Origin of the sequence: Mesorhizobium sp. M6A.T.Cr.TU.016.01.1.1 (genome assembly GCF_003952585.1) — a bacterium.
In the GTDB taxonomy this organism is placed as follows: Bacteria; Pseudomonadota; Alphaproteobacteria; order Rhizobiales; family Rhizobiaceae; genus Mesorhizobium; species Mesorhizobium mediterraneum.
Genome location: NZ_CP034452.1, coordinates 406,744 through 431,901 on the forward strand (window position 1 = coordinate 406,744; position 25,158 = coordinate 431,901).

Annotated in this window: 21 protein-coding genes; 8 read left to right on the plus strand and 13 right to left on the minus strand. The window is 60.7% G+C overall.

Translation table 11 applies throughout. From position 1 onward, the window contains the following. Positions 1–151: 151 nt before the first annotated feature. Entirely contained in the window at positions 152–280 is a 129-nt protein-coding gene (locus EJ075_RS33430; protein WP_245458086.1) for a BBE domain-containing protein, read from the minus strand. Next, positions 270–1,535: an FAD-binding oxidoreductase gene (locus EJ075_RS01890; RefSeq protein WP_245458087.1), complete on the minus strand. Its 1,266-nt coding sequence runs from the start codon at positions 1,533–1,535 to the stop codon at positions 270–272. Before EJ075_RS01890 ends, EJ075_RS33430 begins: the two co-directional genes overlap by 11 nt. 458 nt (positions 1,536–1,993) lie before the next feature. Between EJ075_RS01890 and EJ075_RS01895 the strand changes: the two genes are divergently transcribed. Beyond that, a complete protein-coding gene (locus tag EJ075_RS01895) occupies positions 1,994–5,683 on the plus strand; it encodes a PAS-domain containing protein (RefSeq protein WP_126103140.1) in 3,690 nt (1,229 codons plus the stop codon). Positions 5,684–5,752: 69 nt separating this feature from the next. Continuing rightward, positions 5,753–6,460: a response regulator transcription factor gene (locus EJ075_RS01900; RefSeq protein ID WP_095486258.1), complete on the plus strand. Its 708-nt coding sequence runs from the start codon at positions 5,753–5,755 to the stop codon at positions 6,458–6,460. A gap of 260 nt (positions 6,461–6,720) precedes the next feature. Here EJ075_RS01900 and EJ075_RS01905 read toward each other — a convergent pair whose 3' ends face one another. Genes EJ075_RS01905 through EJ075_RS01915 form a run of 3 tightly spaced genes read right to left on the minus strand, consistent with a single transcriptional unit; the run spans position 6,721 to position 9,096 of the window. Continuing rightward, positions 6,721–8,430, minus strand: coding sequence for a tetratricopeptide repeat protein (locus tag EJ075_RS01905; RefSeq protein ID WP_095486257.1), 1,710 nt, complete (start codon positions 8,428–8,430; stop codon positions 6,721–6,723). A 4-nt stretch (positions 8,431–8,434) separates the two neighbouring features. Beyond that, on the minus strand, positions 8,435–8,611 hold the full coding sequence (locus EJ075_RS01910; protein ID WP_095486256.1) for a DUF1127 domain-containing protein: 177 nt from the start codon (positions 8,609–8,611) through the stop codon (positions 8,435–8,437). Then, on the minus strand, positions 8,602–9,096 hold the full coding sequence (locus EJ075_RS01915) for a methyltransferase domain-containing protein (RefSeq protein WP_245458088.1): 495 nt from the start codon (positions 9,094–9,096) through the stop codon (positions 8,602–8,604). Before EJ075_RS01915 ends, EJ075_RS01910 begins: the two co-directional genes overlap by 10 nt. Before the next feature lie 2 nt (positions 9,097–9,098). Between EJ075_RS01915 and EJ075_RS01920 the strand changes: the two genes are divergently transcribed. Then, positions 9,099–9,521, plus strand: coding sequence for an AbrB family transcriptional regulator (locus EJ075_RS01920; protein ID WP_095486254.1), 423 nt, complete (start codon positions 9,099–9,101; stop codon positions 9,519–9,521). Between the two features lie 115 nt (positions 9,522–9,636). Here EJ075_RS01920 and EJ075_RS01925 read toward each other — a convergent pair whose 3' ends face one another. The 7 genes from EJ075_RS01925 to EJ075_RS01955 form a co-directional block, all read right to left on the minus strand. Further along, complete coding sequence (locus EJ075_RS01925) at positions 9,637–11,028, minus strand: glycosyltransferase (RefSeq protein ID WP_126103142.1); 1,392 nt, start codon at positions 11,026–11,028, stop codon at positions 9,637–9,639. Between the two features lie 498 nt (positions 11,029–11,526). Next, the gene (locus tag EJ075_RS01930; protein WP_126103143.1) at positions 11,527–12,276 is read right to left on the minus strand and encodes a ribonuclease activity regulator RraA; all 750 of its coding nucleotides are present in this window, start codon (positions 12,274–12,276) and stop codon (positions 11,527–11,529) included. Between the two features lie 23 nt (positions 12,277–12,299). Further along, positions 12,300–13,463, minus strand: coding sequence for a mandelate racemase/muconate lactonizing enzyme family protein (locus EJ075_RS01935; protein ID WP_126103144.1), 1,164 nt, complete (start codon positions 13,461–13,463; stop codon positions 12,300–12,302). A 30-nt stretch (positions 13,464–13,493) separates the two neighbouring features. After that, positions 13,494–14,591: an ABC transporter ATP-binding protein gene (locus EJ075_RS01940; protein WP_126103145.1), complete on the minus strand. Its 1,098-nt coding sequence runs from the start codon at positions 14,589–14,591 to the stop codon at positions 13,494–13,496. A 10-nt stretch (positions 14,592–14,601) separates the two neighbouring features. After that, positions 14,602–15,492: a carbohydrate ABC transporter permease gene (locus EJ075_RS01945; protein ID WP_126103146.1), complete on the minus strand. Its 891-nt coding sequence runs from the start codon at positions 15,490–15,492 to the stop codon at positions 14,602–14,604. After that, positions 15,489–16,448 (minus strand): sugar ABC transporter permease, encoded by a 960-nt coding sequence (locus tag EJ075_RS01950; protein ID WP_126103147.1) that lies wholly within the window; start codon positions 16,446–16,448, stop codon positions 15,489–15,491. Before EJ075_RS01950 ends, EJ075_RS01945 begins: the two co-directional genes overlap by 4 nt. A gap of 76 nt (positions 16,449–16,524) precedes the next feature. Next, complete coding sequence (locus tag EJ075_RS01955; RefSeq protein WP_126103148.1) at positions 16,525–18,003, minus strand: sugar ABC transporter substrate-binding protein; 1,479 nt, start codon at positions 18,001–18,003, stop codon at positions 16,525–16,527. A gap of 213 nt (positions 18,004–18,216) precedes the next feature. Here EJ075_RS01955 and EJ075_RS01960 point away from each other — a divergent pair, with 213 nt between their 5' ends. The 5 genes from EJ075_RS01960 to EJ075_RS01980 all read left to right on the plus strand — a co-directional run bounded on the left by EJ075_RS01960 (position 18,217) and on the right by EJ075_RS01980 (position 23,187). Next, the gene (locus tag EJ075_RS01960; protein ID WP_126107207.1) at positions 18,217–18,927 is read left to right on the plus strand and encodes a GntR family transcriptional regulator; all 711 of its coding nucleotides are present in this window, start codon (positions 18,217–18,219) and stop codon (positions 18,925–18,927) included. A 53-nt stretch (positions 18,928–18,980) separates the two neighbouring features. Continuing rightward, entirely contained in the window at positions 18,981–20,147 is a 1,167-nt protein-coding gene (locus EJ075_RS01965; protein ID WP_126103149.1) for a mandelate racemase/muconate lactonizing enzyme family protein, read from the plus strand. Between the two features lie 45 nt (positions 20,148–20,192). Further along, a complete protein-coding gene (locus EJ075_RS01970) occupies positions 20,193–21,548 on the plus strand; it encodes a mandelate racemase/muconate lactonizing enzyme family protein (RefSeq protein WP_126103150.1) in 1,356 nt (451 codons plus the stop codon). A 103-nt stretch (positions 21,549–21,651) separates the two neighbouring features. Further along, positions 21,652–21,978 carry an NIPSNAP family protein gene (locus EJ075_RS01975; RefSeq protein WP_126103151.1) on the plus strand — a complete coding sequence of 109 codons (327 nt, stop codon included), beginning with the start codon at positions 21,652–21,654 and terminating at the stop codon, positions 21,976–21,978. A gap of 9 nt (positions 21,979–21,987) precedes the next feature. Further along, the gene (locus EJ075_RS01980) at positions 21,988–23,187 is read left to right on the plus strand and encodes a mandelate racemase/muconate lactonizing enzyme family protein (protein WP_126103152.1); all 1,200 of its coding nucleotides are present in this window, start codon (positions 21,988–21,990) and stop codon (positions 23,185–23,187) included. Between the two features lie 350 nt (positions 23,188–23,537). Here the strand turns inward: EJ075_RS01980 and EJ075_RS01985 are convergent, their stop codons facing one another. Beyond that, on the minus strand, positions 23,538–25,157 hold the full coding sequence (locus EJ075_RS01985) for an ABC transporter ATP-binding protein (protein WP_126103153.1): 1,620 nt from the start codon (positions 25,155–25,157) through the stop codon (positions 23,538–23,540). Position 25,158: the final 1 nt, after the last annotated feature.

The following is a 25,158-nucleotide window of genomic DNA, read 5'->3' on the forward strand; positions in this document are numbered from 1 at the left end:
GGCTGATGATCGCAGGCCAATTGCTGTCTGGCATTTCCAGTTCGTAAGGGCCGCTTTCCGGTCAGCCCTCGATGGAACGCGACACCGGCTTTCGCATGCCACAAGCCTGTCCGCCTCGGCGTGCCCCAAAGACGGACAGGCTCAGCCCGGCTTACGGCCGGATGTTGTGGTTGACGCGGAAGAGGTTCGCCGGATCGTATTTGCGCTTAACCGAGACGAGCCGCTCATAGTTGGCACCGTAGGCGGCGCGCACGCGCGCTTCACCTTCATCATCCATCATGAAGTTGATGTAGGCGCCGCCATGCGGGTTGTGCTTGTGCACCGCGGCCCAATACTCGCTTGCCCAGCGCCTCAGCTCCGACGCCTTCGTCGGGTCGGGATCGATGCCCGCGATAACCATGGACCAACGCGCTCGCCGCGCCCCCCCAGGCGGTGGCGTCCGGAGCCACGTCCTGAACCGCTCCGTCGATGGGGTAGAGATGCATCAGCGACAGCTCGCTCGGGGTCTTCGAGCCGTGCTCGGCATGGGCAGCGATGGCCGCATCGGACAGCTCGTCGACATAATCGCCCTTCCAGTACCACTGCAAGCCCTTCGGCAGCAGCGGATCAAACAGCGCCTGCAGATCGACGAAGGGCATCTGCACCATACCGTCCATCAAAGGCTTGGGAAGCGCGTCGCGCACGGGCTGCATCGCCCGGATGCCGTCCTCCTCTGCGCTGTTGTAGCAACTGATCAGCGCGCATATGCGCCTTCCCCAGATCTCGCGCGGGAAAGGGTCGCAGGAGGGCACCGTCTTGATGCCGAAGAACATCCCGAGCTCTCGCGGCGCTCCGGGCAGGAAGTCGCGGTACCAGCGCATGATCTCCGCGGCATCTGCGATGTCGAAGAAGATCGGCCCGGCATAGACATCCTTCGCCGGATGCGCCTGAAATATGAAGCGCGTCACAACGCCGAAGTTGCCGCCGCCGCCGCGCAGCGCCCAGAACAGCTCCGGGTGTTCGTCCTCACTTGCCGTCACGACGCTGCCGTCGGCCAGCACGACCTCGGCCGCAAGCAGATTGTCAATGGTGAGGCCGTGTTTGCGCGTGAGATGGCCGGTGCCGCCTCCCAGCGTCAGTCCGGCGACGCCTGTGGTCGCGACGATGCCCGCCGGCACCGCCAGCCCATGAACGCTGGTGGCGCGGTCGACATCGCCTTGGGTGCAGCCGGCCTCGACGCGAACCGTTCGAGTCGTGGGATCGATATCGACCCGTTTCATCGGCGACATGTCGATGACCATCCCGCCGTCGCAACTGCCGAAGCCTGGACCGTTGTGGCCGCCGCCGCGAATGGCAAGAAGCAAATGCTTCTCTCGGGCGTAATTGACGGCCGCGACGACGTCGGCGACCTCGGCGCAAGGGATGATCCAGCGCGGCCTCTTGTCGATCATAGCGTTGTAGAGCCCGCGAGCCTCTTCATAGACCGGATGGTTTTGGTCAATAAGGCTCGCGCGGAGCCGGTCGGGGAAATCATACGAAGTTACTGGCTTATCCATTTTGAACCCTCAGGTTTCGGAGCAAGACGCGTCGGCAACTCGCCAAGACTAGATTGTTCGTCCTGGGCGCCGGACATTTGCGTTTCGCCGGTTGAATCTGCCGCACTGCGGCTCTTCTTGTCATACACCGCCTTCGTTTCAGACGTTTTTCTGTGACGCCGTGGGAATGTTTCGTTTGTTTCAGCGGCACGCTCGAAGGGGATGACAGCCGGCATTTTGTGGCTGGTTAAGATCCCGAGTCGTTAGCTCGAGCCGTGGTTTCGGCCGTGCAATCTAGGCCATTCATGTTTCGGCCGTTTTTCTGGAGCGTTGGATAGATTTCGTTTTCACGCCAGCGCTGGCGAAGACTCCCACGCGCCGAAACAGTTGAAACAAATCACGCAGCGTCTGAATGTGTGCTGAAACAAAGAGGGTCTAGTATCCGCCCTCGGGACATCACGCGAACAAAGGGAACGTCCATGCGGCCTGATAATCCGGTTACATCCACACCCACAGGCTATGCCCTCTTTGACGCCAACAATGTCCTCGTTGGTAGCAATCCGGAGATATTTGGAAGCCAGCGGCTCGACCGCGGCGAGATGCAGCCGATGGACGCCATTGCCGCAATCGCCGAAGCCCTCTCATGTCTGAAAAGTTTCGACGGCCGCCCCATCGAGCCGGGCAACGCGTTCGCTGAAAGCGCTGCGGCGCGATGGATGCAAATCGACGACGCTCCTGTTGAAGCGGAGACTTTGGATGGGCGGTGGAAGTTGCTCACGGCACATCCTCGGCCGGACGGTGGCATCGCCCTGGTAAGCGTCGACATTACTGACATGAAGCGAGCGCAGATCGCGCACCTGGAAAACGCCGAGATATTCCGCTGCATCACGGACAGTCACCCGCTGCCCGTTTGGGTGGTGGACGCGGGAAGCGGGCAAATCCTCTATGAAAGCCTCGATGCGTCGAACCTGCTTGGCCGAAAATGGACGTCGAACGAACCGCAATTCCTGACGGATCATTTCGTGAATACTGGCGAATTCGATGAAATCAGGTCTCTTGCCAACAACAGCGACATCGTGCGGGATCACGAAATCCAGCTTAGAAACGCGAGCGGATCGACTGTCTGGTGTTCGACCAACTGCCGTCGCGGTGTTTATGGCGGGCGCCGCTCGCTCATCATCGGGGTGTTGGACATCACGGAACGGAAGCAGCGCGAAGATCTGTTCGGTTTCTTGATCAAGCATCATCCGTTGCCGGTATGGATGAACGACGCGAGTTCGGGGGAACTCATCTACCAGAGCAATGCTGCCGAACGGCTGCTTGGATGGAGCAAAAAGGCGCAACGCGAGACGGTGCGGCTCGGCGATTACTTTGTCGACCCCGAGAAACACCGGGAAATCAATCGGGAGCTCATGCAAAAGGGCGTCGTCGAAAATTGCGAGGTGCTTCTTAAAAGACCCGACGGCCAAGAGTTCTGGGCCACGGGCAATCTCAGGATCGTCGAGTTCCAGGGCCGGCGAGTGGTTCTCGCCGGCATCGCCGATGTGACCAAGCAGAAGAAGCGTGACGGCGAGGTCGCTGCGGCGCGGGAGATGCTCGCAGACGCCGTTGAATCACTCTCCGAGGGGTTCGCACTGTACGACGAAGATCACCGCCTGGTCATGTGCAACAGCCTTTACCGCGAGCTGAACCACCCGGTGCGGGATCTCGTTAAACCGGGCGTGGAATGGGCCGAACTCCTTCGCGAATCCGCCAAGCGCGGCGTGTACCGCAATGCGGTTGGGCGCGAGGATGAGTGGCTGGACGAGCGGATTCAAGGCCGGATCGAGTTTCACTCCCATTTCGAAGTCCCCCTCTCCGACGGCAAATGGCACTCGGTATCGATACATCCCACCGATCTTGGCGGCTTCGTCGTAACGCGCGCCGACATCAGCGAGCGCAAGAAGGCCGAGGCTGCCGAGCGCGACGCCACGGCACTGCTGCAAAAGGTGCTCGATGCCTGCCCTTCGCCGATACACATGACCACGATCGAGGGAGAAACGCTCTACCGCAATCCTGCTACCAGAGATCTCTACGCCGACCGTCCTCGAATAACCGACCACTATGTCGATCCAGACTATAGCGCAATATTGGAGCGCACCCTGATCGAAAAGGGCAGGATCGATGATTTTCGGATCCAGCAGTACGACACCGAGAACAAGGCCTTCTGGGCTTCGATTTCCGCTCGCCTGATCGATTTCCAGGGAAGGCAGGTGATAGTGTCGAACACGACGAATATCACCGACATGATCGCCGCCCAGCAAGAAACGCGCAAGGCCAACGAGCGGCTGATCGACGCGATCGAATCTCTGGCCGAAGGGTTTGCCCTCTACGACAGGAACGATTGCCTGGTGCTGGCCAACAGCAGGTACCGCCAGATGCACGCGATAAGCGCGGATGTGCTCGTTCCCGGCGTGAACTGGTTCGAGTTCCTCCGCGTGACCGCAGAGCGCAACCAGTTTCCGGTTCCACGGGACAAGATCGACGACTGGCTTGCCGAGAGGGCAAGGGACCGCCGCGAATTCCGGCAACAGGAATTCCGTCACACAGACGGGGGTTGGTTTTTCGTCTCGAACTGTCCGACCCGCGAAGGCGGGTTCGTGGTCACCCGTGTCGACATTACAGAGCGCAAGCGGGCCGAGGAGGCCGCCAAGGAAGCGGATGAAATGGTCTGCAAGGTCCTCGAAGCCTGCCCCGTCAACATCCAGATGACCCGCGCGCATGACGGGAAGCTGCTTTACCGCAGCCCCGCCACCGTTGAGCTGCTCGGCAACGTGACCAGCGCCATCGACTACTATGTCGATCCTTCAGCGCGGATGCGATACGTTGAACGGCTGCTCGCGATGGGGTTGGTCGACGATTTCGAAACCCAGCTCAAACGCAAGGACGGTGGAACCTGCTGGTGCTCGATTTCGTCTCGACTGATCGATTACCACGGTGAGAAGGTGATTGTTTCCCACGCCTACGATCTTACCGACCGTATCGAAATGCAGCAGGAATTGGAGCGGCAGCGCGAGACGCTGCACCAGAACGAGAAAATGTCGGCGCTCGGCGGATTGCTGGCGGGGGTGGCGCATGAACTCAACAATCCGCTCTCGGTGGTGCTTGGCCTGTCATCGCTGTTGAAGGAGACCGCAACCGACGCCAAGGTCGTGGAACGCGCCGACAAGATGAGCAAGGCAGCCGAACGCTGCGCCAGGATCGTCAAGACTTTCCTGGCTATGGCCAGACAGCAGCCGACGCGAACCTCAAACGTTGCGATCGATGACATTATTTCCGAAGCGGTGGACGTGGCGAGCTATTCGATTCGATCGTCGGACATCGGGCTTTCAGTTCATCTTGAACCTGGTCTTCCCCCGATCTGGGCGGATCCCGATCAGCTTGCCCAGGTGCTGATCAATTTGCTTGTCAATGCAGAACAGGCGCTGCACGGCTGGGAAGGGCGACGGACAATCACGGTTTCAACGCGGCTTCATCCCACGACCGGCAACATAGTCGTCAGCGTTGCCGACACGGGTCCGGGAATTTCCAAAGAGATACTTCCCCGCATTTTCGAGCCGTTCTTCACGACGAAAGAGATTGGGGCAGGAACCGGGATCGGGCTATCCTTCTGTCATCGGATCGTTCAATCCCATGGAGGAACCATCGAGGTCGAATCCCCCGAGGGGGGTGGCTCGACCTTCATACTTTCGCTGCCTGCTTCGGACCGTCTCGACGAACGAGCCGAAACGGCCGAAGACGAGCTCCCGAATTCAACCGGCATTGCTTGTCTGGTGGTGGACGACGAAGAGGAAGTGGGTGAGCTGGTCGCTGAGGTGCTCAGACGAGATGGTTTCAACGTCACCTTTGCCAGATCCGGCGAAGAAGCGCTGCTGCACCTCCAGAACCGCACTTTCGCGCTGATCCTGAGCGATCTGAAAATGCCGAACATGGACGGACGGGGATTGTTCAACCAGATTGCCAAGCTCCATCCGGCCGAGCTCGACAGGTTAGCCTTCCTGACGGGGGACACGATCAGCCCGGACGCGCAGATGTTCCTGCGCGCCGCGAAACGGCCCTATCTTGAGAAACCGATCAAACCTAACGAGCTCCTTTCGTTTGTCTCGAACTTGGTTAACAACAATACTTGACAGATCCATTGAATTGCACGTCACTCCAGAGGCAACTTTTCGATTAGGCTAGTTGCTCGGTGGTCGATTTTGACGACGCACGCACACGTAGTTGTCTGCGATGACGAACCGGATATCCGCGACACGGTGGCGGAATATCTGGAGCATCATGGCTATGCCGTGACGCCGGCCAATGCAGGGCCTGCCCTGCGTGAACTTGTTGATAGCCAGCACGTCGATGTGGTCATATTGGATATCCGAATGCCAGGAGAGGATGGCCTCTCCCTGGCGCGATATCTACGAGAGCACTCAGACGTTGCCATTATCATGCTGACCGGATCGGCGGAAATCGTCGACCGCGTTGTCGGATTGGAGATTGGCGCCGACGACTATGTCGCGAAGCCCGTGGACCTGCGGGAGCTGCTGGCGCGGGTAAAGGCCGTGCTGCGCAGAACATCGGCGAGCGAAAGAGCTGCGGAGAAAGCGAGCACTCCGGGCCACCAGGTCCAGTTCGGCAAGTGCCGCTTCGACCCGGACGCACACAAATTATACAACGCCGACGGGGCCGAAATAGCGATCACCGCGATGGAGTTCCGGCTTCTGAAAGTATTCAGCGAACATCGCGGACGAGTACTCAACCGCGATCAACTGCTCGAACTCGCCCACGACCGCGGATGGGATCCCTTCGATCGCAGCATCGACATTCGCGTTTCGCGCCTGCGGAAGAAAATTGAGGTCGATCCCTCCAAGCCGGAGGTAATCAGGACAATCCGCGGCATGGGTTACCTCTACTCTTGAGCGCGCCGCTGCCTAGTTGGACCAGCGCAGCCCTTGCGGCCGAGGTATTGCGATTTTGTGGCTCCCCCGCTCAAACTTCTGATTTTCGGGATCCATGCTGCGTTGGGTTGCGGTTCCACTATGACGTGTGGGCACTGAAAGGCAGGCGTGCAGGCCAAGCCTGTCTTCTCGACACCTGGAATTGTGTGCCGCAGCCGCCGGGTTGCGAGGCTGCGACACGTTTCCTGAGCCGACAACGACGCCGGCACCTTAAGCGCGGCTCAGAGCCGTTCGATGCCGAGAAAGTCCGGCGCTCCCACCCAGGCGGCCTTGAGGCGTGCATCCATCTCTTCGGCGTCCGCTGCCCTGCCGGTCCTGCGGAAAACCTCGCGCAGGCCCCACAACGCCCAGGCGTTGTTTGGAGTCTGCTCCAGGACGTGCTCGAAAGCTGCCGCGGCCGCCTCGTGCTCGCCCATGGCCATGTGGATCGCGCCGAGCGTCTGTCGGACCGGATAATACCAGTAGGCCGGTTCCATATAGGCAAGGCCGTCCTCGATCGCGACCGCCGCCTCAAGCTTGTTGCGCGCTTCCTGTAGGTCACCCTGGTGCTGGGCAATGCGGGCCTCCACGATTAGCGCGCTCAATTCCAGCAGGTCCGGCGCCGGAAGTCCTCCCGCCGTCTCCGTGGAAAAATCGGTCTCGGCGGCGAGCTTGCGGATTGCGGTGGCTTCTGCGCGCGCCGCCTCGCTCGCACCCGTTGCGGCGAAGGCGACACCCCTCGCATATCGCCAGGTTGCCTCGACATACGGCAGGGCGTTTGCCGGCACCGGCAGCGCGAGTATGACCTCGGGATCGCTGTACTGGGCGTGCGCAAAATAGGTGGCCGCCTTGATCGGCTGCAGCCCAGCCACCTTTCTGGCCATGGTGTCGGAGACCAGCGCTTCGAGCTTTTTGGCCGCCCCGGCGATTGCCTCGACGTCGCCCGCCATCTGTGCGGAGGTCATCAAGAAATGCAGGTTGTGAGGATAATAGCCGTCCGTGTAGACACCGGGCGTGCTCTCCGGCGCTATGCTGACGCGCTCGAAATAGGCCTCGTCCGCGACCACCGCCTCGCGGTTGATCTCCAGGCTGTCGATCCACCGGCCGACCTGGTGATAGATGTGAGATGGCATGTGCACGATGTGTCCGGCGCCGGGCATGAGGGCGGCAAGCCGGTCGGCGTAGGGTTCGGCCCTTTCCGGCGTCTTGGACGCTTCGACGGCGTGGATATAGAGATGGATCGCGCCGGCATGATCCGGATTGCGGCCCAGCACCCGCTCCAGTGAGGCCACAAGCTTGATCGTGTCCGGCTTTGGCGTTGCTCCGCTGTCAAGCCAGTAGTCCCACGGCATCAGGTTCATAAGCGCGTCGGCGTAGAGCGTGGCGATCTCGTCGTCCTGCGGATGGCGTTCGGCCAGTTTCGCCATCGCCGTGGCATAGGCCCGGTTGAGGGCGCCCTGGTCGGTCGAAGTGTCGGCGCTGTAACGCTTGGAGAGCGCGGCGATGAGGTCCTTTTCCCGGCTGGAGGCGAGGTGCGCCAACTTGCGCGCCTGCGCGACGGCTTCGGCGGCGTTCGCGGCTGCCTCCGGATCCATGCCGGCGTTGATGTTGGGGCCGAGCACGTAAGCCTCGCCCCAGAAACACATGGCGCAGGTCGGGTCCAGCTTCTGCGCGGCCCTGAAAGCGCGCTGCGCCTCAGAGTGATTGAACGCCCACGCCCAGCGCAGGCCCTGGTCGAAATAGGCCTGCGTCAGCGGGTTAGCGGTGGTGACAAGGTAGGAATGGCTGCCTAGGTTTTCGAACAGCGGGACGCTTGTCGAATCCTCGGCAACCGCCGCCGCCTTGGCCTGGCGGTGCGGAAGGCCCGAGTCATGGGCATTGGCGGCGGGCGCCGCCAGAAGGGCGGCCACGCTCGCACAGGCCAGTAGCGGGAGCCTAAATGAAAGCTTCATGGTTTCAGCCCGCCTTGTCTTCTTGGCCGCGCTTCAAGCCGCGGACCACCAAACCAATTTCGGACCGGCTGATCCCGATGTCCTTCAGGAGGGCATCCTCCATTGCCGCAAGGGTCCGTTCCGCCATACGGTGAACCCGGTAGTCCCGGAAAGAGCGGTAAGCTGCTCGCATTATCGACATTGCAACGCTCCATGATTAACGCCGCGGAATGCAGCGGTGCCGTTGCATTTAAACCATCCCTGTTTCAGGCGTTTTTCCGCGCTGAACGCGAAGTGTTTCGTTTGTTTCAGCGCCGAGGAGCGCTTCCCCGGTGGTGTGAATTCCGAGCTGCCAGAGGCGCGGGAAACCACCTTCTTTCTTGGCGCTGGATCGTGAAACCGGCGTCCGCGATCAGCCACGCTGGCTCGCGCGTCAGATGCCAGCCGCCGGCAAGCCAGCCCCACAGTCCGACAAGACGCCCTTGCAGCGTGCTCGGGGAGCGGAGTTTCGCCGCCGCCATGCTCTATGAACACCAGCCGCCCGCCGGCCTTCAGGACGCGGCGGAACTCAGCCAGCGCGCCGTTCGGGTGCGGGATCGTGCAAAGCGAGTAGGTGAGGACCACGGTATCGGCCATAGCATCAGCCAGGCGCTTCTGGTCTGCATTCTGCCACTCATTGTTTGACATCCATGGCTCGGCAACCGACGGCATCAACCTGCGGACCTTATTGGTTCGGACAGTTTCTCATCGGCATTTCGATTGGCTCTCGCTTCAAGAGGGAGGTGGTCTTGCGGCTTCCTCGCGTCTTCGTCAGCAGCGCGGTTTTCATTCTGATCCTTGCCACCTTGCTTTTCGGTTATGCTGCCCTTCTGTGCTGGCTAACGGGACTGGACCTGGCCAGTGCGACCCTCGGCGCCTCGCCTGGCGGCCTGGTCGAAATGGCCATCACCGCACAAACGCTGCACTTGTCCGTCGGGCTTGTGACAGGGTTTCATGTTGTCAGGGCATTTCTCGTCAACGGATTCGCGACGAAGTTTTGGGTAGAATTTCATCGCGTCGGATTGTTTACCGGCCTGGACTGGATCGCCAGCAGATTAAAGAGACATCGATGATGCATCGAGAGACCGGCAGGTACACGAACCGAGCCGACGAAATTTCCTTTCAGCGGAAGGGATAGGCTGAAGACGGATGCAGCAGTCCAGGCGCGAACGCAGCGTCCCACAGCCGTCACTTTGTGGAGTCACTGCGCGTCGCCACCGCGTCCTTGACGGCATTCGCAAGGTTGGCGAGGATTCTCCATTCCTGCTTGAGACCTTCGAGCGTCGCCTCAAACGAACGGGTGCGGGTAGCCCGGGCACCGGCATGGCTCGCGACAGCGTGCGAATAGAGATCGACGGTCTGCTGCGCGGTCGAAGATTGTGAGTAGGAGGCCGCAGTAAGTCTGGCTTCTTCTTGCAGTGCTGCTCGGCCCGGCGGAGTGAGCGCGCGGACTCTGGCGAGAGCCTTGGAGAATTGGCCTGGGGACGCATCGGCTGACAGGAGATAGCCGTTCTTTCCGGTGCGTACCACTTCACGGACTCCAGGTTCATCAAGCCCAACTACCGGAACGCCGGTCGCCATCGCCTCGACGAGCACAAGACCCTGGGTTTCGGAACGCGACGAGAAGGCGAAGACGTCCATGGCGGCATAGACGTCGGCCAGATCGGCGCCTTCGACCACGCCTAGCAGATGGCACCTGTCCTGAAGACCCGCCTCGTCCAGCATGCGGCGCATTTCGGACGCTGACGCACCGTCGCCGGCGACGACAAAATGCGCGCGCTCATTTTGCAAAAGAAACAGGCAAACCGCTTCAGTGAGGTAAGTCAGGTTCTTCTCCGGCGCCAGCCGGCCTACGTGCCCGACGATGAAATCGGTTTCCACTATTCCCAACCGGCTCCGCAATCTCAGCCGATCTCCATCGGCGAACCTGGCCAGATCAATGCCGGTCGGGATTGTAGTGATCGGTTTGGTGACGTCGTGGTGGCGCAAGAGGTCGGCAATGCTCTGAGTTGGAGCGATGATATGATCGCACAGGTCACAGTAGCCAGCCGCCAGGCTGAGCACGAGCCGTTGGAGGACCGGTGCATCCTGCGCAACGTAGTGGCCGTAGAGTTCGTAGCGGGTGTGATAGGTAAATATCGTCGGCAATGCTCGCGACGCCGCGGTGCGAAGGGCGGTGTCGCCGAGAAGAAACGGGTGGTGCGAATGGACGACATCCGGTTCGAAGGCGTTCAGTGTCTTCTCGAGCGAGCGGGTGAACGGAATCGGCACTGAAAAATCGCTGCCGTTAAAATTCTGGATCGCAGGGACACGAAGGATGTCGCTTTCTGATCGAGCTGCTTCCGCATAGTCCGGCGCGACGATCAGGACTGCATGCCCCAACTCACGCAGCATTTCCGACAACGACGCAACGCTGTGTGCAACGCCGCCGACATGCGGGCTGAATGTGTTGGTAAACATCACAATGTTCATGCAGGGCCTGTCGAGTACCGCGCCTATCGATCGAAGGGAGGTTGCCTCCAAAGCAATCGCCGCGTCCAGCTTGTCGAGCCATCGGATGATCGAAATCCGATCTTCCACAGTCCGGACTCCCTGCGACAACCAGGCAGCAAGTTTGGGAGCCTGGCGCTCGGACTAAACCTTGACGTTGCCGTCAAGGATCACCTTACCATCCTGAACATTAACGCGGAAAGCATGAGCTTCGGCCTCGCGCTTCAGCGCTGACTTGTGCGTTTCTTGATGTAGGAAACTAGGGGCCTGGTGTGCCGAGCAAATACCAACTCGTCCGACCGCGCTCGTGACCTCTAGGACCGCGTCAAACGCCTCGCTTCGAGAACGAAGATCCCTCCCTCCTGTTCGCCGAGGTCGGCAAGAAGTGACTCTCGAAAACCCGAAACCAGAATCAACACAGTCCGTCAAGAGCCGACATTCGGCGGACTTCGGGGAAGTCTGAATCACGTCAATCCCGGCTGCCAGATCGAAAGCGGTGCCCCAAAGCGAAATTCGACTCCCCACTTTTTCGTAGACGCCGGCGATACCGCCAGACGGTCTGCCGCCCGCCGCAGGGTAATCCATGCGCTAAGTCGGGTTCTCCAAGCGGTTTGTTTTGCGCCACTCCTCATACTCCCCGCGGGCATCGTCATGCAGCGGGTAGTAGCGCTGCAACGAACCGCCTCCCATGAGTTTCACTCGCGAGAACTCCTCCCAGTCGTGATGCTTCTGCGATTCTTCGATTACCTTTGCGGCCATCGCGACGGGGAGCACCACCACGCCATCGTCGTCGGCGACGATGATGTCGCCGGGGATCACCGTGACCCCGCCGCAGGCAATCGGAACGTTGACGGCATTGGGGTAGATGCTGGTCTGCACATGATAATTTGGCGTCCAGCCGCGCAGCCATAGGGGCAGATCGAGCTTTTCAACATTAGGCCGGTCGCGCATGCACCCGTCGATGACGATACCCGCGCCGCCTCTGCCTTTGAAATACGTCGACATCATATCGCCGAAGACGCCCGAGCTCATGTCGCCGCGCGCGTCGACCACGACCACATCGCCCCCCTGCGCGTGATAGAGCACGTGCCGATGCAACTGCGTCTCCGGATCGGCATATTCTCCCTCGGTGAATAGATCCGGCCGCTGTGGCATGAACTGCAGCGTCAGCGCCGGCCCGACGATCGACTTCCCGTGGTTTTGGGCTACCGGTCCGACCATGTGCGGATTGCGAAATCCCATGTGGCCAAGGGTGCCGGCAACCGTCGCGGCGCCGATCTCCCTTAGCGCGTCGATCAGGTTTTTTGGCGGCCGCGTGATGTCAGGAGCATGTGTCATCGTGGACTCCGGTTGAAAGAGAACTACCAGTTCGTAACGGAACCGTCGCGGCGCTTAAGGTGAGGCGCTTCCCAGAAACGAAAGCTCTCCGCCTGGACCGCCTTTTCGTCGACCTCGACGCCTAGCCCCGGCAGGTCACTGACCGGATAGTCGGCGCCATCGAGTTGTGGTTGCACCGGGAAGAAGTCGGAATTGTCGAAGCCCAGCTTTCTCTCGGGCGCCCTGGTCTCGAGCCACGCGAAGTTGGAGACCGCGGCAGCGAGATGCATGGTCGCGGCCGTGCACACCGGGCCAAGCGGATTGTGCGGCATCAGGTCGACGTAGTGCGCTTCGCTCCAGCCAGCGACTTTCATCGCCTCGGTGAGTCCGCCGACATTGCAAACATCGAGCCGGTTGAACTGGTGGATGCCGCGTTCGATATAGGGCAGGAACTGCCACTTGCTGGCAAATTCCTCGCCGATGGCAAAGGGGATGTCGGTCATCGTGCGCAGGGATTCGTAGGCCTCCGGTGTCTCGTCCCGTATCGGCTCCTCGAGGAAATCAAGCACGCCGCGGCCGAGCTTGTTGCAGAAGCTCGCCGCCTCCGCCACCGATAGCCGATGATGATAGTCGATGCCGAGGACGACGTCGTCGCCCAGCGCCTCGCGCGCCTTGTTCATCATACTCGCGGTGGCGCCGATCGACTCGCGCGGCTCGAAGATGTCCCTGCCGTTTTGCCCGACGGGGAAGAAGCGGATCGCCTGCCACCCTTGCGCGCGGAGTTCGCGGGCTCGTTCTATGGCGACATCCCCCTCGGCCTCGTCTCCGGTCGAGGCGAAGGTGGGGACGCGGTCGCGCTGCTTGCCGCCCAGCAGCTCGTAGACAGGCACCCCCAGCGCCTTGCCCTTGATGTCGTGAAGGGCGATGTCGATGGCGGAAATCGCCGCCTGCAGAACTCGGCCGCCTTCGAAGTACTGGCTGCGATAAACCTCCTGCCAGATCCGGCCAATCTGCATCGGGTCGCGGCCGATGAGGAACTCGCGATAGTGCTCTACCGCGCCGGCCACGGCCTTCTCGCGACCGCTCAAGCCGCTCTCGCCCCAGCCGAAGATGCCTTGGTCGGTCTCGACCTTGACGAGCATCTGGTTGCGCGTTCCTACCCATACTGGATAGGGCTTGATCGCGGTGATCTTAAGCTTCTCAGTCATCTACGCCCACGTTCCACGCGCCGCCCTATCTCAGTTGGCCGTGAGGGCCATTTCAGTTTCGCCGTCGAACAGATGCATCCGCTCCTGATCGAACTCGAGCCAGATCTGTTCGTCAGGTGCGACGGCGATGTTGGGAGGCACGCTGATGTTGACGATGGCGCCGGAGAGGAACGCCTGCACGAAGGTGACGTCTCCGGTTGGTTCCACCGTAAAGGCCTTGGCCGGAATGGCACCGGGGACCGCGCTGTTGTGCAGCTTGATCGTCGAGTGTCGCGCTCCGAGCACGACCTTCTTGGTCGTCGCCCTCTGGACCTTGCGCGCGTTGAGTTGCGACAGCTCGAGGCTCCAGCCTTCCGCGCTGGTCAACACGGTGTTGCCGTTTGCCGTCGATGCCTCCAGCGGAATAAGGCTCATCGCTGGGCTGCCTATGAAGCTCGCGACAAACATGTTCACGGGATGGGCGAAAACCTGCGCCGGCGAATCGTATTGCTGCAGATAGCCGCCGTTCATCACCGCCATCCTATCTGCCATGGTCACGGCCTCGAGCTGGTCGTGCGTTACATAGATGATCGTCGCCTTCAGGTCCTGATGGAACCGCTTTATTTCGGACCGCATCTGCACGCGCAGTTTGGCATCGAGGTTAGAGAGCGGCTCGTCCATCAGGAACACAGCGGGGTCGCGGACGAGGGCACGGCCCAGGGCCACACGCTGCTGCTGCCCGCCCGAAAGTTCGCGCGGCTTGCGCTCGAGCAAGTGCGTCATGTCGAGCACTCGCGCCGCTTCCTTGACCTTCCTGTCGATCTCGTCCCTCGGGAGTTTGCGCATCTGCAACGGGAACGCCAGGTTCTTGTAGACCGATTTCTGCGGGTAGAGCGCGTAGTTCTGGAACACCATTGCAATGTCGCGGTCCTTGGGGTCGAGGTCGTTCACCACTCGTTCCCCGATGACGATGTCGCCCGATGTGATTGGGATCAGCCCCGCGACGAGATTAAGCGTGGTTGTCTTGCCGCAGCCCGAAGGGCCGACGAGCGCAACGAATTCGGCGTCATTGACCGTCAACGAAACGTCGTTGACGGCTTTGAAGCTGCCATAGGTCTTGACGAGATCTTTGAGGACCACGTGGGCCATCGGCAACTCCCTAATGCTTGACCGCGCCTTCTGTGAGGGCGCGTACGAAGTATCGTTGCAGGACGAGGAACAGCACCACGACGGGCACGCTCATCATAAAGCTGGCCGCCATTAGGCCCGGAAAGTCCGTCGTATTTTCCGAGAAGAAGCGCTGGATGCCGACCGGCAGTGTCAGCTGTTCGTTCTTGGAGAGGAAAGTGTAGGCGTAGATGTACTCGTTCCACGCGCCGATGAAGGAATAGATCGCGGTGGCAATGATTCCCGGCGTCGAGAGCGGCATCACGATCAGGATGAAGGCCTGGAACCGCGTTGCCCCATCGATGCGCGCCGCCTGCTCAAGCTGCACCGGGATGTTGTCGTAAAAGCCCTTGAGCAGCCAGATCGCCAGCGGCAGGCCGAAGGTGAGATAGGTGAGGATCAGCGAGCCATGCGTGTTCACCAGCCCCAGCACGCGCATCAGGATAAAGAGCGGCACGAGAAAGATCACCGCCGGGAACATGTTGCGCAGCAGCACCGAGAAGAACAGGAAGTTTCGGCCGGGGAAACTGAAGCGCGAAAACGCGTAGGCCGCAGGGACAGCCACGATCACCGAAAGGATTGTCGTGACGGTCGAGACGAAAAGGCTGTTCCAGAAGAAGCGGAGGAAGTCCTGACCGACGCTGTTCTGCGGATCGAGCAGCTTTTGATAGCTGGCGAGGGTAGGCTGGTCCGGCCACCATTGCGGGGGAAATTGCATCGCCGCGAACCCGGACTTGATCGAAGTGATCAGCATCCAGATCATCGGCAACGCGGTGTAAAGCAGCATGAAAACGAGGAAGATGCGCCCGGCCCACCGCCATCCGTCGACACGCATGCGGCGCCGGGTCTGACCTCGAGGGGCTGTCTCGACAATCGTGCTCATGCGCTCCCTTCTTTCCGCTCGTTGCCGCTTAGCGCACGGACGTAGAAGTAGCCCAGCGTCATCAGGATGAGGAACAGGAGCACCGAATAGGCCGATGCCACGCCCCAGAGCTGTCGGCCGAAGGCGAGCTCATAAATGTGGGTGATCCAGATATGCGATGCGTTCGACGGCCCGCCGCCGGTCATGATCCAGGGGATGATGAAGGAATTGAAGTTGGCCACCGCGAGCAGCAGGATCGTCACTGTCGAGACGTTGCGCAAATGCGGGAAGGTGACGTGCCAGAAGCGCTGCCATGCACTGGCTCCGTCGACTTTTGCAGCGCTCAGCAACTGTTCGGGGACTGTCTGCAGGCCGGCCATCATCATGATCATGGCAAACGGAAACTCGCGCCAGATATTGACGACGATCAGGGATGGCAGCACCGTGCTAACGCTGTCGATGAAATTCGGCGGCCGGTCGGCCAATCCGAGGCCGACCAGCACTGCGCCGATGATCCCGAAGTCCGAATGGTAGATCCACCTCCAGATATAGGAGGCGGCGACCGCGCTGATGACCCAGGGAACGATCAGGATAGCGCGCAGGACACCACGGCCGATAAAATCGCGGTGGAGCGCCAGCGCGGCGGCAAACCCCAGGACAAAGGAGATGAAAGTGGATCCCAGTGTCCAGATCAGAGTGTTCCAGGTGACTTTCCAGAACACACGACTGGCGAGGATGGTCGTGTAGTTGTCGAAGCCGATAAAGGTCTTGTCGCGGAGCTGTAGGCCGGGCGGCGTCTTAAAGAACGACAGTTCGATCGTGTAGTAGATCGGATAGGCGATGACGATGAGCATCACGGCGATCGCAGGGAGCACGTACGCGTAGTCGGCGCGATGCTCCCATATCTTCCGCAACAGGCCGGATTTACCGGGTTGCAATATTCGGCGAGCCTCGGCCTTGCCGGTCACGATCGTCACTGTGGCGTGCCCTCGTTCTTCGGAACGAGCCGGCTGCACTATCGGCGCAGCCGGCCAGATCCAGGTCAGGCTTGGACTAGAGTCCGCCCATCAGGTCTTTGACCCTCTGGGCCGCGTCGTCCGCTGCCTGGTCGACGGTCATCGCTCCGGTCAGGGCATTCTGCAGCATGTCCGGGACGATGATGTTCATGATCTCGGGGGACTGCGGCAGCGCTGGGAACGGGATGCCATATGGTAGCATCGAGGTCGTCACATCGAGGAACTCGATGTTGTCCAGACGTTCCTTCATCCATTTGGTCTTGAAGCCGTTAAGATTGCCCGGGTTCGAGCCGGCGTAGGCCATCTTCAGCGACCATTCAGGGCTCGTCCACATGCAGATGATAGCCTTTGCAGCCGGCTCGTCTACCTTGCCGCCCTCGACATATTCGGGCTTCAGGATGTGAATGTTCGAGCCGCCGAAGACGACGGCGCGCTTGCCGTCGGGGCCAGTCGGAATCAGGCCGTAGCGCATGTTGTCGATGACGGTCTGCGCCTTGTCCTTGTCGGTGCCCGTCGCCTTCTTCTGCAGGTCGAGCATCACGTCGTAGTCGGACGGGTGCGAGATCATCATGCCAAGCTGGCCGGCGACGAACAGGGGCTGGTTATCGGCCTGCTGGTTGGTGAGTGCCGAAACCGGAACCGACTTGTCGCGAACGTACATGTCGTAGGAGGCTTGCAGCGCCGCCTTGCTCTGCGGGCTATTGAGCTCGACCTCCTCATAGGTCGGGTTCGCGGTTGCTTCGTCGAAGACTCCGCCGCCATAAGCCCATAGCTGTGGCATGAAACGGTACGGCGTATTGCCGGCATTCTTGCGAGCCACGAGGCCATAGCCGGCAATGCCGAGCTTGTCGTGGATCTGCTTGGAATATTTGACGACGTCGTCCCAGGTTGCCGGTGGCTTGTCCGGATCGAGGCCCGCCCGCTTGAAGATGTCGGCGTTCCAGATGAACGCCATCGTCTCGTTGTTGGTCGGAATGCCGTAGGTTACGTCCTCCCAGGTTACAGCCTTCATGGCGCCGGGCCAGAAATCATCGGTCGAATAGCCGACATCCTCGGGTTTGAGCGGTTCCAGGTAGCCCTTTGACGCGAACTCGGTACCACCCAGGATTTGCAGGCGGACCGCCATCGGCGCGGCATTGCCCAGGAGCGCCGTGCGGAACTTGTCAAGAAGGTCGTTATAGGTGAGGGCTTGTTCCTCGAGCTGGATGTTCGGATAGGTCTTGCGGAAGGTCTCGAAAAATTCCTTGTAGTACTGGCGCAGGAGGTCGGGGTCGCCCTCGAACACGCCCTGATACCAGAAAGTCAGTCGCCCCTTGTAGTCGAGCGGGGTGACCTTGGCGCAATCGGCTGCCGTGTCAAAATCCTGTGTGCCGGCAATGGAGCGCACATATTCCGGCGACCACTTGCTCAGGTCGACCGGCGGCGCACCGAGTGCCGATGTGGACATCAGCGATGCCATCAAAGCAGTGGCGACAGTGCCGCGCAGGACCGCACTGCCGAGCGTAATCCTCGTCATAGGTATCCTCCCTGGTTCTCCATGCCGCCCTGCGCCGAGGCAAAGCGGCTTAGCTCGTACGACCGTGGGACGCCTCCCTATTCTATGTATCCCTTCGATCACCTTGTACGTTTTCAGATCGTGGATTGCCTGTCAACGCATAGGATCGTACATTGTTTGTGGAAGCCGTGTGTGATATCGGGCAGAGTATGTACTGAAATAGGGGAGCCGGCATTGGCCGAAATAAGTGATTTTAAAGCCAAGCCACCGGTGGAGATTGACCCCATAGGGGCCTCCAGCGAGGGCGCCTCAGTTTACGAACTGATTAGGGAAGACATCATCGAAGGACGGCTCGCCGCCAACGAACGGCTTGTGGTCACCGATCTCGCCCGGCGTCATGGCACCTCAACCAACCCCGTGCGCGAGGCCCTGCAGCTCTTGCGCGGGGAGGGGTTTGTCATCTTTCTCCCCAACCGCGGGGCGCGCGTCCGACCCATAGATCAGGATTTTGTCAGGGATATCTACGAGATCGGTGTTCTGATCGAGCCAGCCCTGACGCGATGGTTTGTGAATATGGCAACCGGCGAGGACATCGCCGAGCTCGAACGTCTCCAAGGCCTGATCGAAGAGAACAACTTCGCCGACACGTTCAGGCACAGCGAGCTGGATACGGCTTTCCACACCGTGATGTACCAGCGGCACTATAACCGCCATGCCGCCGAACTTTGGTGGAAGCATCGCGAAGTGCTGCGAGCCGTGAGCCGGCGTTTCAACTTCACGCTTGCACGGCGTGCCGCGATCATTCGCGAGCACCGCGAACTCATCGCGCTCGTAAAGGCGGGAGAGGCCGACAAGGCGGCCGAACTCGTTTCTCGCCATGTCGAGGGTTCGGGCCGGCATATTCTCGAACAGATGCGAGCGCGCAACGCCGCTCGGGCCGGATAGAATGTCCAGTCCAGAACATCGTTAGCCCGACCATTTCGAAAAAGGTAGTTGAGATGAAAATCACGAGCATTCGGCCGTGGCTGATCAAATCCGATGCTTCCTATTGGGGAGAGTTCCTTTTCGTCGAGGTGACGACCGACGAAGGGGTGAGCGGCTGGGGAGAGATCACGACAACCACAAGGCTCGCCAACCGCGCCCTGTGCACGATCCTGCGGCAGATCGGCATCGCCGTGACAGGCGAGAATCCAGCTCATATCGAGCGTCTCTGGCACAAGATTTTCCGCAGCTTCACCTACATGGGCAGCCGCGGCGCCGCCGTCGAATGCGTGAGCGCCATCGATATAGCCCTCTGGGATATCCGGGGCAAAGTCCTCGGTAAGCCGATCTACGAGCTGCTAGGCGGACCGGTGCGCGATGAAATCGCACTCTATACCCATCCTAACCAGGCCAAATTCACCAGCAAGGAGGCTGTGGTCCGCGAAATTTTGGACATCGTCGAGTCCGGACACGCTGCGCTCAAGTTCGATCCTTTCCCCCACCAGGGCCGCACCGCCGATGGCCTGTCCCGCGAACAGCGGGACGGTTACCTCGATGGCAGCATGACCCGCAAGGACGAGCGCGAAGCGGCCGAACTCACGGCGCTGATCCGCGAAACGGCGGGGCCTGACATCGACATTCTCATCGATGCGCATGGCCGCTTCGATGTTCCCACCGCCATTCGCCTCTGTCGGAGCCTAGAGGAAGCCGGCCAGATCGACTGGTTTGAGGAGCCGTGCCCGCCCGAGAGCCTTAACGCCCTCAAGCAGGTGCGTGAGAAGGTCAGTGCCGCTATCTCGTGGGGCGAGCGCGGCCACACGAAATGGGATTTCGTGCCGGTACTCGAGAACAAGCTCGCTGACTACATTATGCCCGACGTGACATGGACCGGCGGCATTACCGAACTCAAGAAGATTTCCGCCCTATGCGAAGCCTACTACATCCCGGTCTCGCCGCATGACGCCGCTGGGCCGATCAACGTGGTTGCGGGAGCGCAGGTGATGATGACCGTTCCCAACTTCTACAAGCTCGAAACGTCGGAGTGGAACCTGGGCAAATACGATCACCTCATCGACAGACCTCTCGACGTTTCGAACGGCAGCCTGAAGCTGACATCGAAGCCTGGTCTGGGTGTTGAGATGGACCGCGACTACCTGCAGGCCCATGAGATTGAGCTGGGCTAGTTTAGGCCTGCCCACGAGCCCAGCTGACCAGAACGAGGACTGATCATGCCAAAAACGGATGGGGCCGACGAGGCGCTCAATCGGGTGAACACGGACTCCAAGCCGTCCGACCTTCGCATCACCGACATGCGGGTTGCCGAAATCGTCGGCGCGCCGTTCACCTCCGCGCTGCTCAAGATTTACACCAACCAGGGAATCGTGGGGCTTGGTGAGGTGCGCGACGGCGCCAGCGCGACCTACGCGCTGATGCTGAAGAGCCGGTTGCTCGGCGAGAATCCCTGTGACATTGACCGACTGTTCCGCCGCATCAAGCAATTTGGTGGCCATGGCCGGCAAGGCGGCGGCGTCTCGGCGGTCGAAATCGCGCTGTGGGATCTCGCCGGCAAGGCCTATGGCGTGCCGATCTACCAGATGCTCGGCGGCAAGTTTCGCGACAAGGTGCGCGTCTATTGCGATACCGACGCCGAGAAACCGAGCGGCACCGAAACCGGAAAGCGTCTCAAGGAGCGCATGGACCGTGGTTTCACCTTCCTCAAGATGGACCTGGGTTTGATGCAGATCGCCCATGTCCCGGGCGCCGTGGCCGCGCCCGCCGGCGCGCTTGAAGGGTTTCACGCCAATCCACGCGGCCGTGGCGGCGCGCTCGAGGAGCGCAAGGCGCGCAATCTCGCCTACGATGCGCAGAACGTGCAGCACCCGTTCACGGGCCTGCATTTCACCGAAAAGGGTATCGACCTGCTCGAGCAGTACATCCACGAGGTCCGCGAGGTGATCGGATACGAGATCCCGCTCGCCATCGACCATGTCGGCCACATCTCGCTGCAAGACGGCATCCGTCTCGCCCGGCGGATCGAGAAATATGCACCGGCCTGGCTCGAGGACGTGATCCCCTGGCAGTACACCGAGCAGTATCGGCAGTTGCAGCAGGCTACGTCCGTGCCGATCTGCACGGGTGAGGACATCTACCTCAAGGAAGGCTTCGAGCCGCTGCTCAACTCAGGCATCTCGGTCATCCATCCGGACTTGCTGACCACCGGCGGCATCCTCGAGACCAAGAAGATCGGCGACGCGGCACAGGACCATGGTGTCGCCATGGCGATCCATATGGCGGAAAGTCCAATCGCGGCAATGGCTGCGGCGCATGTCGCGACCGCGACCGAAAACTTCATGGCGCTCGAATATCACTCCGCCGATGTCGACTGGTGGGACGATATCGTCACCGGCGTTCCCAAGCCGCTCGTCAAGGACGGCTTTATCACTGTTCTGGACAAGCCGGGCCTGGGGATTGACGACGTAGTCGACGAGGTAATCTCGCTGCACCTGCAACCGGGGGTCACGGGGATATGGCAATCCACCGAGCATTGGGACAATGAATATAGCTGGGACCGGACCTGGAGTTAGCCCAGACCCCTTTCCCTCATTCCCCCAGGCTCACAGGGCCAACGACCGACCATTCGTGTCGACCTCTCCCAAGGGAGAGGCGAAGAAAGAAACGGACGAAACCATGATCTACGAACTGCGTATCTATGACTGCCTGCCGGGCAGGCTGCCGGCTTTGCTCAAGCGCTTTTCCGACCAAACGCTGGCCATCTGGGAGAGGCATGGCATCCGCCAAGCCGGGTTTTTCACCACGGCGATCGGCGAAAACAGCAATCGCCTCACCTATTTCCTCGCCTGGGAATCGCTGGCCGAGCGTGAGGCGAAATGGGCGGCTTTCGTCACCGATCCGGCATGGCACAGAGCCCGGGACGAGTCTGAGCGCGACGGGCAGATCATTGCCAATATCAGCAGCCAGATGCTCACGCCGACAGCTTTCTCGTCTGTGAAATAGGACTGCGCCATGAAGATCACCGATCTCCGCTGTGCCGTCATCGGCAAGCACCCCATCGTTCGCGTCGTCACCGACGAGGGCCTCTATGGCCTGGGCGAGGTCGAGTACACCAAGCCCTACCTCAAGCCCTGGGTCCTGCATTTTCGCGAGGCGCTGATCGGCGAAGACCCGACCGACGTCGAGCGGGTGATGCTGAAGATCCGCCAACGCGGCTCTTTCAAGCCCTATGGCGCGGCGGTAAGCGCTATCGAGCATGCGCTGTGGGACATTGCCGGCAAGGCCGCAGGCGTGCCGGCCTACAAGCTGCTCGGCGGCAAGGTGCGCGACAAGGTGCGCGTCTACAACGGCTCGATCCGCCAGAAACGCACGGGCGACCGGCCGGAGGATTACGCCGCTGATGTCAAATGGATGATGGAGCAGCCGCAGAACTTCTTCATGATCAAGCAAGGAATCTCGTTCCACTCCAACATGAAGGACACCATTGAGGGCTTCCATTACGGCGTGACGCAGAAGAAGGCCGGCTATCACGGTGCCATGGATCAAGGCGTGATCAGCGAGCGCGGTTTCAATCACATGCTCGACTGCGTGATCGCGATGAAGGAAGTGCTGGGCGACGAGGTCAGCCTGGCGCTCGACTGCGGCCCGGGCTGGATGCTGCCCGATGCGATCAAGTTTGCTCGCGCGGTCGAGAAGTACAATTTGATGTGGCTCGAGGACATGCTGACTGGCGACTATGTGCCGTGGGTCAATCCGCAGGCCTATCGGGAGCTGACCACCTCCACCTCGACGCCAATCCATACCGGCGAGCAGATCTACCTGCGCCATAATTTCAAGGAGCTGATCGAAACGCAGGCGGTCCGTATCATCGGTCCGGACCCGGCCGATATCGGTGGCATCGCCGAGCTCAAATGGGTAGCCGAGCACGCCCATATGCACTCGATCCTGATGGCGCCGCACGGCACGGCGAACGGCCTGCTCGGCCTCGGCGCGTTGATCAATGTCTGCGCCACCTTGCCCGCCAACTACATCGCCTTCGAATACCCGAGCGCCTCCGACCCCTGGTGGGAGGACCTCGTAATCGGCCTGCCGTCGCAGATCGTGAAGGACAGCATGGTGGACCTGCTGGAAGCGCCGGGGCTGGGCCTCGATATCGACGCCGAAGCAACCAGGAAGTATCTCAGGGAAGAGGACGCGGGCTTCTTCGACTGAACCATTCTCGCCGGCATCTGCCGCGCTCGACCCGACTAGCGACGTTTTCCTACATCGACCTGCGCTGGATGTTCGTTAACAACAGCCAACTGTCGCGCAAATCAGGCGGGTGCTCTGTCTGGAATGCAAGCTCAAAGCATGCGTGGTTTATCCCCATTGCGCATTTATGCTTTTGTGGGCGTTGATCCCGAAAGGTCAATCACGTGGGTCCCACTCTTCAGGGTTTGTGTGGTCAGACTTGATACTAATCACCTAGCCGGAATGAACTGTCTCCTTCTCCCGGAACGGCCAGTGGTTGGCTGTTTTGCTCCCGAAAAAATCTCCCTCCGCTGCAGGCCTGACTGATCGCGTTACGCGCTTAAGCGAAACCGAGTGACGTCGATGGCCGCGGCCATCAGCGTCTGCGTGTAGGTAGCTTGCGGATTGCTGAAGATCGCCTCGGTCGGCCCTTCCTCGACGATCTTGCCTTGCTTCATGACGATGATGTAGTCGGCCATGGCGCGCACGACGGCGAGATCGTGGCTGATGAACAGATAGGACAATTCATGGTCGGCCTGCAGCTTGCGCAGCAGCTCGACGATCTGCTTCTGGACGGAGCGGTCGAGCGCCGAGGTCGGCTCGTCGAGCACGACCACCTTGGGCTTGAGGATCATCGCGCGCGCGATGGCAATGCGCTGGCGCTGGCCGCCGGAGAATTCGTGCGGGTAGCGATTGCGCGCATTCGGATCGAGTCCGACTTCGCGCAGGGCCTCGACCGCGCGCAGATCGCGCTGCCTGCCCGACAGGGTCGGCTCATGCACCAGAAGCCCTTCGGTGATGACCTGGCCGACGGTCATGCGCGGCGACAGCGAACCGAAAGGGTCCTGGAACACGAGCTGCAATTCACGCCGCAGCGGCCGCATGGCCTGACGGTCGGCGGAGGAGATATCGCGATCGCCAAAGCGGATGAGGCCATCACTTGGCAGGAGCCGCAGCAAAGCCCGCCCGAGCGTCGATTTTCCCGAACCGGATTCGCCGACGATGCCGATGGTCTGGTTCCGCTGAAGGCGGATCGAAATGTGATCGACCGCGCGCAGCACCAGCGGCTCTCCGGCAAGAAACCCGCCGCCGATCTTGAAGTTCACCTCGACATTCCTGCCTTCGAGCAGGACAGGCGCGTTTGGCGGCGGCGGCGCTTTGGTTCCGGTCGGCTCGGCGGCCAGCAGCATCTTGGTGTAGGCATGCTGCGGGTTGACGAAGATCGCTTCCGCCTCGCCCTCCTCGACGACTTCGCCGTAGCGCATGACGTAGACGCGGTCGGCAAAGCGCCGGACGATGCCGAGATCATGGGTGATGAAGACGATCGCCATGCCGAGCTTGCGCTGCAGCTCGGCGAGCAGCATGAGGATCTGCGCCTGGATCGTCACGTCGAGCGCCGTCGTCGGTTCGTCTGCGATCAGTATGTCGGGATCGTTGGCCAGCGCCATGGCGATCATGACCCGCTGTCGCTGGCCACCCGACATTTCATGCGGGTAGGATTTCATCCGCCGTTCGGGATCGGGAATATGAACCAGCCGCAAGAGCTTGAGCGCCTCTTCGCGTGCTTGCGCCGCACTAAGCCCGCGATGCCGGCGGATCGGTTCGATCAGCTGATTGCCGATCGAATAGAGCGGATCGAGCGAGGTCATCGGCTCCTGGAAGATCATGCTGATCTTGCGGCCGCGGACCTTGTTCAACTCGGGCTTGCTTAGGGTTAAAAGGTTGCGGCCGCGATAGTCGACGACGCCTGTCGCCTCGCCGTTCGAGGCCAGCAGGCTCATCGCTGCCATCATCGTCTGGCTCTTGCCGGACCCGGATTCACCGACCACGGCGACGGTTTCGCCTGCATTGACGTGGATGTTGATGCCCTTGACCGCCTCGACCACGCCGTCGAGCGTTCGAAAGCGGACGCGAAGGTCTTTAACGTTGAGGATCGTTTCGGAAGCGTCCATC

Excerpts from the sequence above, each read along its gene's own strand:
- EJ075_RS01965 (WP_126103149.1), top strand. The coding sequence starts at position 18,981 with ATGAAAATCACGAGCATTCGGCCGTGGCTGATCAAATCCGATGCTTCC.
- EJ075_RS01970 (WP_126103150.1), top strand. The coding sequence starts at position 20,193 with ATGCCAAAAACGGATGGGGCCGACGAGGCGCTCAATCGGGTGAACACG.
- EJ075_RS01985 (WP_126103153.1), bottom strand. The coding sequence starts at position 25,157 with ATGGACGCTTCCGAAACGATCCTCAACGTTAAAGACCTTCGCGTCCGC.
- EJ075_RS33430 (WP_245458086.1), bottom strand. The coding sequence starts at position 280 with ATGATGGATGATGAAGGTGAAGCGCGCGTGCGCGCCGCCTACGGTGCC.
- EJ075_RS01910 (WP_095486256.1), bottom strand. The coding sequence starts at position 8,611 with ATGTCGATAATGCGAGCAGCTTACCGCTCTTTCCGGGACTACCGGGTT.
- EJ075_RS01895 (WP_126103140.1), top strand. The coding sequence starts at position 1,994 with ATGCGGCCTGATAATCCGGTTACATCCACACCCACAGGCTATGCCCTC.
- EJ075_RS01920 (WP_095486254.1), top strand. The coding sequence starts at position 9,099 with ATGGCTCGGCAACCGACGGCATCAACCTGCGGACCTTATTGGTTCGGA.
- EJ075_RS01940 (WP_126103145.1), bottom strand. The coding sequence starts at position 14,591 with ATGGCCCACGTGGTCCTCAAAGATCTCGTCAAGACCTATGGCAGCTTC.
- EJ075_RS01905 (WP_095486257.1), bottom strand. The coding sequence starts at position 8,430 with ATGAAGCTTTCATTTAGGCTCCCGCTACTGGCCTGTGCGAGCGTGGCC.
- EJ075_RS01890 (WP_245458087.1), bottom strand. The coding sequence starts at position 1,535 with ATGGATAAGCCAGTAACTTCGTATGATTTCCCCGACCGGCTCCGCGCG.
- EJ075_RS01935 (WP_126103144.1), bottom strand. The coding sequence starts at position 13,463 with ATGACTGAGAAGCTTAAGATCACCGCGATCAAGCCCTATCCAGTATGG.
- EJ075_RS01915 (WP_245458088.1), bottom strand. The coding sequence starts at position 9,096 with ATGTCAAACAATGAGTGGCAGAATGCAGACCAGAAGCGCCTGGCTGAT.
- EJ075_RS01975 (WP_126103151.1), top strand. The coding sequence starts at position 21,652 with ATGATCTACGAACTGCGTATCTATGACTGCCTGCCGGGCAGGCTGCCG.
- EJ075_RS01980 (WP_126103152.1), top strand. The coding sequence starts at position 21,988 with ATGAAGATCACCGATCTCCGCTGTGCCGTCATCGGCAAGCACCCCATC.
- EJ075_RS01930 (WP_126103143.1), bottom strand. The coding sequence starts at position 12,276 with ATGACACATGCTCCTGACATCACGCGGCCGCCAAAAAACCTGATCGAC.
- EJ075_RS01955 (WP_126103148.1), bottom strand. The coding sequence starts at position 18,003 with ATGACGAGGATTACGCTCGGCAGTGCGGTCCTGCGCGGCACTGTCGCC.
- EJ075_RS01945 (WP_126103146.1), bottom strand. The coding sequence starts at position 15,492 with ATGAGCACGATTGTCGAGACAGCCCCTCGAGGTCAGACCCGGCGCCGC.